Annotated in this window: 8 protein-coding genes and 1 pseudogene; all 9 read left to right on the forward strand. The window is 37.5% G+C overall.

Annotation, left to right across the window (positions count from 1 at the left end; translation table 11 throughout):
* A partial coding sequence (locus tag IKV95_RS08995) for an OB-fold nucleic acid binding domain-containing protein (protein ID WP_287451688.1) occupies positions 1–657 on the forward strand: 657 nt, incomplete at its 5' end.
* Between the two features lie 83 nt (positions 658–740).
* The gene (gene accD / locus IKV95_RS09000; RefSeq protein WP_240312211.1) at positions 741–1,628 is read left to right on the forward strand and encodes an acetyl-CoA carboxylase, carboxyltransferase subunit beta; all 888 of its coding nucleotides are present in this window, start codon (positions 741–743) and stop codon (positions 1,626–1,628) included.
* Positions 1,628–2,584 (forward strand): acetyl-CoA carboxylase carboxyl transferase subunit alpha, encoded by a 957-nt coding sequence (gene accA / locus IKV95_RS09005; RefSeq protein WP_069119355.1) that lies wholly within the window; start codon positions 1,628–1,630, stop codon positions 2,582–2,584. Before accD ends, accA begins: the two co-directional genes overlap by 1 nt.
* A 382-nt stretch (positions 2,585–2,966) precedes the next feature.
* Positions 2,967–3,926: a 6-phosphofructokinase gene (gene pfkA, locus IKV95_RS09010; protein ID WP_029090641.1), complete on the forward strand. Its 960-nt coding sequence runs from the start codon at positions 2,967–2,969 to the stop codon at positions 3,924–3,926.
* A gap of 143 nt (positions 3,927–4,069) precedes the next feature.
* Positions 4,070–5,485, forward strand: a pseudogene (pyk, locus tag IKV95_RS09015) (pyruvate kinase); the annotation flags it as partial.
* A gap of 141 nt (positions 5,486–5,626) precedes the next feature.
* On the forward strand, positions 5,627–6,058 hold the full coding sequence (locus tag IKV95_RS09020) for an FxsA family protein (protein ID WP_029090640.1): 432 nt from the start codon (positions 5,627–5,629) through the stop codon (positions 6,056–6,058).
* Between the two features lie 13 nt (positions 6,059–6,071).
* Positions 6,072–6,536, forward strand: coding sequence for a DUF441 domain-containing protein (locus IKV95_RS09025; RefSeq protein ID WP_069136616.1), 465 nt, complete (start codon positions 6,072–6,074; stop codon positions 6,534–6,536).
* Between the two features lie 353 nt (positions 6,537–6,889).
* Positions 6,890–8,008 carry a citrate synthase gene (gene citZ / locus IKV95_RS09030; protein WP_069119353.1) on the forward strand — a complete coding sequence of 373 codons (1,119 nt, stop codon included), beginning with the start codon at positions 6,890–6,892 and terminating at the stop codon, positions 8,006–8,008.
* Between the two features lie 12 nt (positions 8,009–8,020).
* Positions 8,021–8,839 (forward strand): NADP-dependent isocitrate dehydrogenase (locus tag IKV95_RS09035; protein WP_287451691.1); only part of this gene is annotated, 819 nt, incomplete at its 3' end.

Raw genomic sequence — 8,839 nt, forward strand, 5'->3', positions numbered from 1 at the left:
GGTGGTAAATTGGCCTTGAAACCAAAATATACTGAGATGGAAGAAATGCCAGCAGTTGATCGTTTAACACAAGAAAAAGAGTATTTAGGCACTTATCTGTCAGAGCATCCATTAACAAGTTATCCACATCAACTTAAAAAGGCTTTGGTCCAGACTATTATGCAAGTTCCTCAAGATAAAGCGGCTAATTTTGGGGTGTACATTCATCGCTTAAAAGAAACGCGTACTAAGAATGGGGAATTGATGTGTTTTTTAACTGTAAGTGATGCGAGTATGGAGATTTCAGCCGTAGCTTTTCCGAACGCTTATCGTAATATGAAAGGGAAAATTGCTGAAAATCAAGCGGTGATTTTAAATGGTAAAGTAAGTACTCGTCAAAATAAAAAACAATTAATTGTCAATGATATGACAGTGTTAGATGAAAATGATCAGCAATACGCACCAAAACCTAAACTCTATTTAAATAGTGAAGCCGATCAAATTGATGAAATTAAACTGTTATTAGAGAGTTCTCCGGGAAGTACAGAAGTGATTGTTGTTCAAAAGAGTACTCGTCAAGCGTTAAAATTGAATGATAATTATCATGTAACACTTACCGACCGTTTAGCAGATGGATTGACGGCGTTGTTGACAGAGCGTGGCTGGGTGTTAAAATAGGTATGGATATTTGCTCATTTAAGAGTAATAGGTTATAGTTTTTTAGTAAAGAAATAATCACTGTGAAAAGTTGATTCGGTTAATTGAACTATTGGGAGGTAATTTATTTGTTAGGGGAACTTTTTTCGAAACCTAAGAAGAAAAAACATATGACGTCGAACAGCGAAGCTGCGGCTAAAGATATTCCAGAAGGCATTATGAAAAAATGTCCTGGGTGCCAAAAAATAATGTACGCTAAAGAAATTGAGAAAAACGAAATGGTCTGTCCTCATTGTGGGCATCATCATACAATTAAGGCACATGCACGTATTCAAAATTTAGTAGATGAAGGTACCTTTGTTGAAATTGATACGGAAGTGACAACAACTAATGCGTTGGATTTTCCTGGTTACATGGAAAAAATCAAAAGTGATAAAGAAAAATCAGGGCTAAATGAAGCTGTTGTAACAGGTTATGGTGAAATAGAAGGTAATGGTTGTATGCTAGCAGTAATGGACTCTTCTTTCCGTATGGGAAGTATGGGGAGTGTCGTTGGTGAAAAAATCACACGCGCTATCGAAGCTGCTGAGAAACGTCAGGTGCCAGTGATTATATTTACAGCATCAGGTGGTGCGCGTATGCAAGAAGGTATGTTGTCATTGATGCAAATGGCAAAAACATCTGCAGCACTAGAACGCTTAAGCGCCGCTGGTGGTTTATCAATCATTGTCATGACTTATCCAACGACAGGTGGTGTTTCAGCAAGTTTTGCCTCTTTAGGTGATTTTAACTTTGCCGAACCAGCCGCTCTTATTGGGTTTGCCGGACGCCGTGTTATTGAACAAACAGTAAGAGAAAAACTGCCTAAAGATTTTCAAACAGCTGAATTCTTGTTAAAAACAGGACAATTAGATGCTGTTATTCCACGTCTAGAGTTACGTGAAAAATTGGGATTCTTGGTATCATTCCATACGAAAGCGGGTGATAAATAATGGGAGCAGATTTACAATTTGAAAAACCAATTTTAGAATTGCGTAATAAGATTATCGAATTGAAGAATTATACCAAAGAAACCAATATTGATTTATCAGCCGAAATAAATCAATTAGAAGAGCGTCTTTCAAAATTAGAGACTGAAGTATATAGTGATATGGGTTCATGGGATCGTGTACAAGTTGCGCGACATCCTGAACGTCCAACCACATTAGATTATATTCCATTGTTATTTACTGATTTTATGGAATTGCATGGGGACCGTCGTTTTGGTGATGACGCAGCTATTGTTGGAGGTATTGCGCGTTATAAAGGCATGCCAGTAACAGTTATTGGTCATCAACGTGGTAAAGATACGAAAGAAAATTTAGCGCGTAATTTTGGTATGCCTCATCCAGAAGGTTACCGTAAAGCATTACGTTTAATGGATCAGGCGAATAAGTTTAAACGCCCAATCATTACGTTTATTGATACGAAAGGTGCTTATCCAGGTAAAGCTGCGGAAGAACGTGGTCAAAGTGAAGCGATTGCACGCAACCTTTTTGAAATGGCAAGCTATGAAGTCCCAATTATTTGTATTGTCATTGGTGAAGGCGGAAGTGGTGGTGCCTTAGGTATTAGTGTAGGTAACCGTATATTGATGTTGGAAAACAGCACGTATTCTGTTATCTCACCAGAAAGTGGCGCGGTTATTTTATGGAAAGATGCCACGCTTGCTAAAAAAGCAGCGGAAGCAATGCATATTACTTCCCCAGAATTATTAAAATTGGGCATCATTGATGAAGTGATTGAAGAAGTAAAAGGTGGTGCGCATCATAATGCAACGCAACAAGCAATTATGATAGACACGATGCTTGATCGTCATCTAAAAGAATTGTTAACGATGGATGGTCCGAGTTTGCGAGAAGACCGCTATCAACAACTGCGCAAGATTGGCAAGTATACAGAGAATTAATAGCTATTATATTTCTACATTCTGCAACTGCAGTGACTTAATGTCCTGCAGTTTTTTGCGTTCTTGCTCTGAAAAAGCATAATTAGTCGTTTTTTAAAGGAATAAGTGCAAAAAGCCAATAATTTGAAACATTTAAAAATGGAATAGGCCAATAGAGCGTGGTATTGCCTATGTAGAGAGGAAAAGACGGTTTTTATGTAACCGTTTTCCCTGTATTATATGTATGAAAAGTTGTGATAACAGGCCTTAGAGCTTATTTTTATACGTATCATCGATTGCTGAAAGGGTCTAATTATAATATAATAGATGTGAAAGATAACTTAAGTCAGTATACGGACAGTAAGTTGTCAGGAATGTAGTACATAAGAGAGGACGATGATTGATGAAACGAATAGCAGTTCTAACGAGTGGTGGGGACGCTCCAGGTATGAATGCAGCAGTCCGCGCAGTCGTTCGTAAAGGAATTTATGAAGGATTGGAAGTCTTTGGTGTAAAATATGGTTTCCGTGGGTTAGTTAATGGGGATATTAAAGAATTAAAACTAGGTGATGTAGGTGACTATATTCAACGTGGTGGTACGTTCTTACACTCTGCACGTTATCCAGAATTCGCTTCTGAAGAAGGTCAATTAAAAGCTATTGAACAACTTGAAAAATTCGGTATCGAGGCGCTAGTTGTTATCGGTGGTGATGGTTCATATCACGGAGCTGAGGCTCTAACAAAACGTGGTTTTAATGCGATTGGTTTACCAGGAACAATCGATAATGATATTTCAGGAACTGATTTTACAATTGGTTTTGATACAGCTTGTAATACTGCTTTAGATGCAATTGACCGTATTCGTGATACAGCATCATCTCATGATCGTACATTTATTATTGAAGTTATGGGTCGTAACTGTGGAGATATCGCTTTGTATGCTGGTATTGCAGGTGGTGCGGATGTGATTGTTGTACCTGAAGAAGAATTTAATATTGAAAAAATTGTCGAACAACTTAATGTGCGTCGTGCACGTGGTAAAGCGCACAGTATTATCGTTTTAGCTGAAGGCGTAATGTCTGGTCCTGCATTTGCTGCAGAACTTGATAAACACGGTGATTTTGATAGTCGTGCATCAGTTTTAGGTCATATTCAACGTGGTGGTAACCCAACTGTAGCTGATCGTGTATTAGCTAGTCGTTTAGGTGGGCGTGCTGTTGAATTATTATTAGAAGGCAAAGGCGGTTTAGCAGTCGGTATCGTTGCAAACCAAATTGTTGAAAATGACATTACAGATGTCTTGAAAAACAAAAGTCAAATCGATCATCGTCTCTTTGAACTCTCAAAAGAGTTATCAATCTAAAGGAAAGGACTCGAAGTTTTCAACTTCGGGCTTTTCATATGTTTTTGAAAAAAGATGAAAATTTTTTCATAATAGGTTACAATGATAGAGGCGTATTTCTTTAGAGTTAAAGTTAAGCAATATAAATTAGGAGGATTTTATTAATGAAAAAAACAAAAATTGTTTGTACAATTGGTCCTGCAAGTGAATCTGTAGAAAAATTAGTTGAGTTAATGAACAACGGCATGAACGTTGCTCGTCTTAACTTCTCACACGGTGATTTTGAAGAGCACGGTGCTCGTATCAAAAACATCCATGAAGCTGAAAAAATTTCAGGTAAAAGCGTTCCAATCTTATTGGATACAAAAGGTCCTGAAATTCGTACACATAACATGGGTGGAGATGGAAAAGTTGCTTTCCAAACTGGCGATATCGTACGTGTGTCAATGACAGAAGTTGCTGGAACACGTGAAAAATTCTCAGTAAGCTATCCTGGTTTAATTAACGACATTGAAATCGGTGGTTCAATCTTATTAGACGATGGTTTAGTAGGGTTAGAAGTACTTGAATTAGATAAAGCAAACGGCGAAATCGTTACTAAAGTTTTAAACGACGGTATCCTTAAAAGTAAAAAAGGTGTTAACGTTCCTAATGCAAGTATTAAATTACCTGGTATCACTGAAAAAGATGCAGAAGATATCCGTTTCGGTGTTCGTAATGGCGCAACATTTATCGCTGCATCATTCGTTCGTACTGCAAACGATGTATTAGAAATCCGTAACATTCTTGATGAAGAAAATGCTGCACACGTTGGAATTATTCCTAAAATTGAAAACCAAGAAGGCGTTGATAACATCGACGAAATCTTAGCAGTTTCTCAAGGATTAATGGTTGCTCGTGGTGACTTAGGTGTTGAAGTACCAGCTGAGGAAGTTCCAATTATCCAAAAAGCTTTGATTAAAAAATGTAATCTTTTAGGATTACCAGTTATTACTGCAACACAAATGTTAGATTCAATGCAAAGCAACCCACGTCCAACACGTGCTGAAGCAAGTGATGTAGCTAACGCTATCTACGATGGTACAGATGCTATCATGCTTTCAGGCGAAACTGCTGCTGGATTATATCCTGCAGAAGCTGTTGCGACAATGGCTCGTATTGCAATCCGTACTGAACATGTAATCGAAGATCAAGATAAAGCATACTTGAAAATCAACCGTCAATCTTCAACAACTGAAGCAATTGGTCAAGCTGTTGCACATACAGCTCGTAACTTAGGAATTAAAGTAATTGTTGCCGCTACTACTGGTGGTCACACTGCTCGCATGATTTCTAAATTCCGTCCAAAAGCTCCTATCTTAGCATTAACATACAACAAAGAAGCATTTAACAACTTGTCTCTTTCTTGGGGTGTTTATCCTAAATTAGTTGAAGTACCAAGTGGTACTGACGAAATGTTCGCTTCATCAACTAAAGAAGCAGTAGCTGCTGGATTCGTTGAAAAAGACGATTTAGTAATCATTACTGCTGGTGTACCAGTTGGTGTAACAGGAACAACTAACTTACTTAAAATTTCTATTGCTGAGTAATAACTCATAAGATAGTAATCAAAAGCTCACCTAACATCTGTTAGGTGAGCTTTTTTTCTATTTACATTAATGTGTTTCAAACTAAAAATTTGCTAAAATATGTTATAATAACCTAATAATTGAGGTGATACTATGAAAAAACTCTTGGGCTATTGGTGCCTTTATGTCATTGCAGAAATTGGTGCCTATATGGTTGTGGGGCATTATCTATCATTCGGACGAATCTTTTTACTCGAATTGATATCAACAGCAATTGGCGTTGTGGTAATCATTATCCAATGGCAATCGTTAAGACTTTTTATTACACAAGTACAAAAATTAGATGGCGTAAGCACCAAAATCGCAGATAAGTTAGCATTATTTATTGCAGGTATCCTCTTAGTTGTACCAGGCTTTATTACAACAATTATTGGTTTATTATTGCTATTACCATTTGTTCGTAAATTAATTTTGCCAATGATTACAGCAAAAGGGAGTAACGTTATTCAAACTAAATTTAAAGTAACGACTTTTGGTCAACAAACAACGCGTAAAGAAAAAACATTTGATTATGAAGAAAAATAAGGAGCGTTAAGCAATGTTCACACAAGCATTTTTATTTTTAAGTTGTATTCTTGTCATTGCAATCGTCGCAAAAAATCAGTCACTGTTGATTGCTACCGTTGTTGTTATGCTGTTGAAATTGTTTTTAGATGGTACAAAAATAATGAGTTTTATTCAATCAAAGGGCATTCATTGGGGTGTTACAATCATAACAATAGCGATCCTGATTCCGATTGCAACGGGACAAATAGGATTTAAAGATCTTTATGAGGCATTTAAAACACCGATTGGTTGGGTAGCTTTAGGTTCAGGTATTGTTGTGGCGATGCTAAGCGCACGGGGTATAAAATTGATGGGTACTGATCCACAAGTGACAGTTGCGCTTGTTATGGGAACTATTTTAGGTGTTGTCTTTCTTAAAGGTGTTGCCGCAGGACCTGTTATTGCAAGTGGTATGACTTACCTGGTTATGCAATGTATAACCTACTTTGTTAAGTAAACTGAAAATAAATGATAGGCAGGTATTTTAACTGAAAAATTCTAATAAATATAAAAACCAACGGACAGACATTATTTAGCTGTCTGGTTTTTTATACTCAAAAGTTCGAATTTTCAGAACATTAGATAAAGCCGAGTAATAATTAAAGACAGTGATAAGCACAGCTTATCTATAAACATAAAATCAATAAGTAATTGTTTTGTTGAGGAAGTTAAGGTAAAATGAAATTTATAGCATTTTGAAAGGGTTCTCACTAAATTCGTCTGAAAATAACGAAAAGTCTGAAATATAAACTCAAGATGAACTAAATAGAGTAAGAAGTTGTATAGGGAGAATAAGGGAGGAATGAACAGATGAGCGAAATTATTCGTGGTTTAGAGGGCGTTATAGCCAACCAAACAAAGATCAGTTCAATTATTGATGACCGCTTAACTTATGTGGGTTACGATATTGGGGATTTAGCTGAAAATGCATCATTTGAAGAAGTTATTTATCTATTGTGGTACTATCGTTTACCAAACCAACGTGAGTTATCAATTTTTAAAGAACATTTGAATAGAGAGATGAAATTAGGTCATTCCATTATTGCAAGTCTTGCTGTCATTGCACATAAGCAGGTGCATCCAATGAGTGTCATGCGCACGATGGTTTCAATGTTAGGCGTATACGATACTGATTCTGAGGGGGATTCAAATCTTTCTAATTATTCGAAAGCCATGAAACTAGTAGCGAAGATGCCAGCTCTTGTAGCTGCTTATTCACGTATGCGTAAAGATGAAGTACCGATTGAACCACGTGAAGATTTGAGCTTAGCTGGAAACTTTTTATACATGCTCTCTGGTGAAGAACCAAGTGAGTTGCATGAAAAAGCAATGAATCGAGCGTTGGTATTGCACGCAGAGCATGAAATGAATGCTTCTACCTTCTCAGCACGCGTATGTGTCGCGACTTTATCTGATTTTTATTCAGGCGTTACAGCGGCGATTGGCTCATTAAAAGGTGCTTTACATGGTGGCGCTAATGAGCAAGTAATGGTCATGTTAGCTGAAATTGGCGATGTGAAAAATGTCGAAGCGTATCTTGATAATAAATTAGCTAAAAAAGAAAAAATTATGGGTTTTGGACATCGCGTTTATGAATCAGGTGATCCGCGTGCTAAGTATCTTCGCGATATGTGTGAAGAACTGACAAGTGTCACAGGTGAAACTAAATGGTATGACATTAGTGTTGCCGTTGAAAAATATGTGCTTGAGAAAAAAGGACTCAAACCTAATGTCGATTTTTATTCGGCAACAGTATACCACTGTATGGGAATTGATAAAGACTTATTCACACCCATATTTACTGTTAGTCGTATTGCAGGATGGTCTGCACATATCATTGAACAATATGAGGATAATCGCTTAATTCGTCCACGTGCAGAATACATAGGGCAAATTGGTAATACTTATATTCCAGTAAACGAACGTTAAGGGGGAGAAAAAATGACAGCAACATCTGTGAAAATGACAGAAAAAGGACTCCAGGTACCTAATGAAGTGATTGTGCCTTACATCGAAGGTGATGGTATTGGACCAGATATATGGAAAGCCAGTAAACGTGTAATTACCACTGCTTTAAAACAAGCATATGGTTCAGAGCGTACCATTGCATGGCAAGAAATTTTAGCAGGAGAAAAAGCGTTTAATGCAACTGGAGAATGGTTGCCGACAGAAACGGTGACAGCAATTAAAGAGCACCTTGTTGCTTTGAAAGGGCCTTTAACAACACCGATTGGTGGTGGGATACGCTCGCTAAATGTTGCGCTGCGTCAACAGTTAGATTTGTATGTCTGTTTAAGACCAGTCACCTATATGGCTGGTGTCCCTTCACCCTTAAAGAAACCTGAAAATACGGACATTGTTGTTTTCCGTGAAAACACAGAGGATATTTATGCCGGGATTGAATTTGATGTGAATACACCAGAAAATCATAAGTTACGTGATTTTTTAATCAATGAATTAGCTGTAAAAACAATTCGTTTCCCAGATACAGCGGCCTTTGCAGTGAAGCCTGTTTCAGAAGAAGGGTCAGAACGTTTAATTAGAGCTGCGATTGACTATGCTCTTGCACATAAGCGTCCATCGGTAACACTTATACATAAAGGTAATATCATGAAATTCACTGAGGGCGGTTTTAAACGTTGGGGATATGAGTTAGCTGAGCGTGAGTACGGCGATGTTGTTTTCACTTGGCCTCAATATGAAGCAATCCAAGCAGCAGAAGGTTTTGAAGCAGCTGAAAAAGCGTTGTCAGACGCTTCA

Source organism: Brochothrix sp. (genome assembly GCF_017549435.1).
In the GTDB taxonomy this organism is placed as follows: Bacteria; Bacillota; Bacilli; order Lactobacillales; family Listeriaceae; genus Brochothrix; species Brochothrix thermosphacta.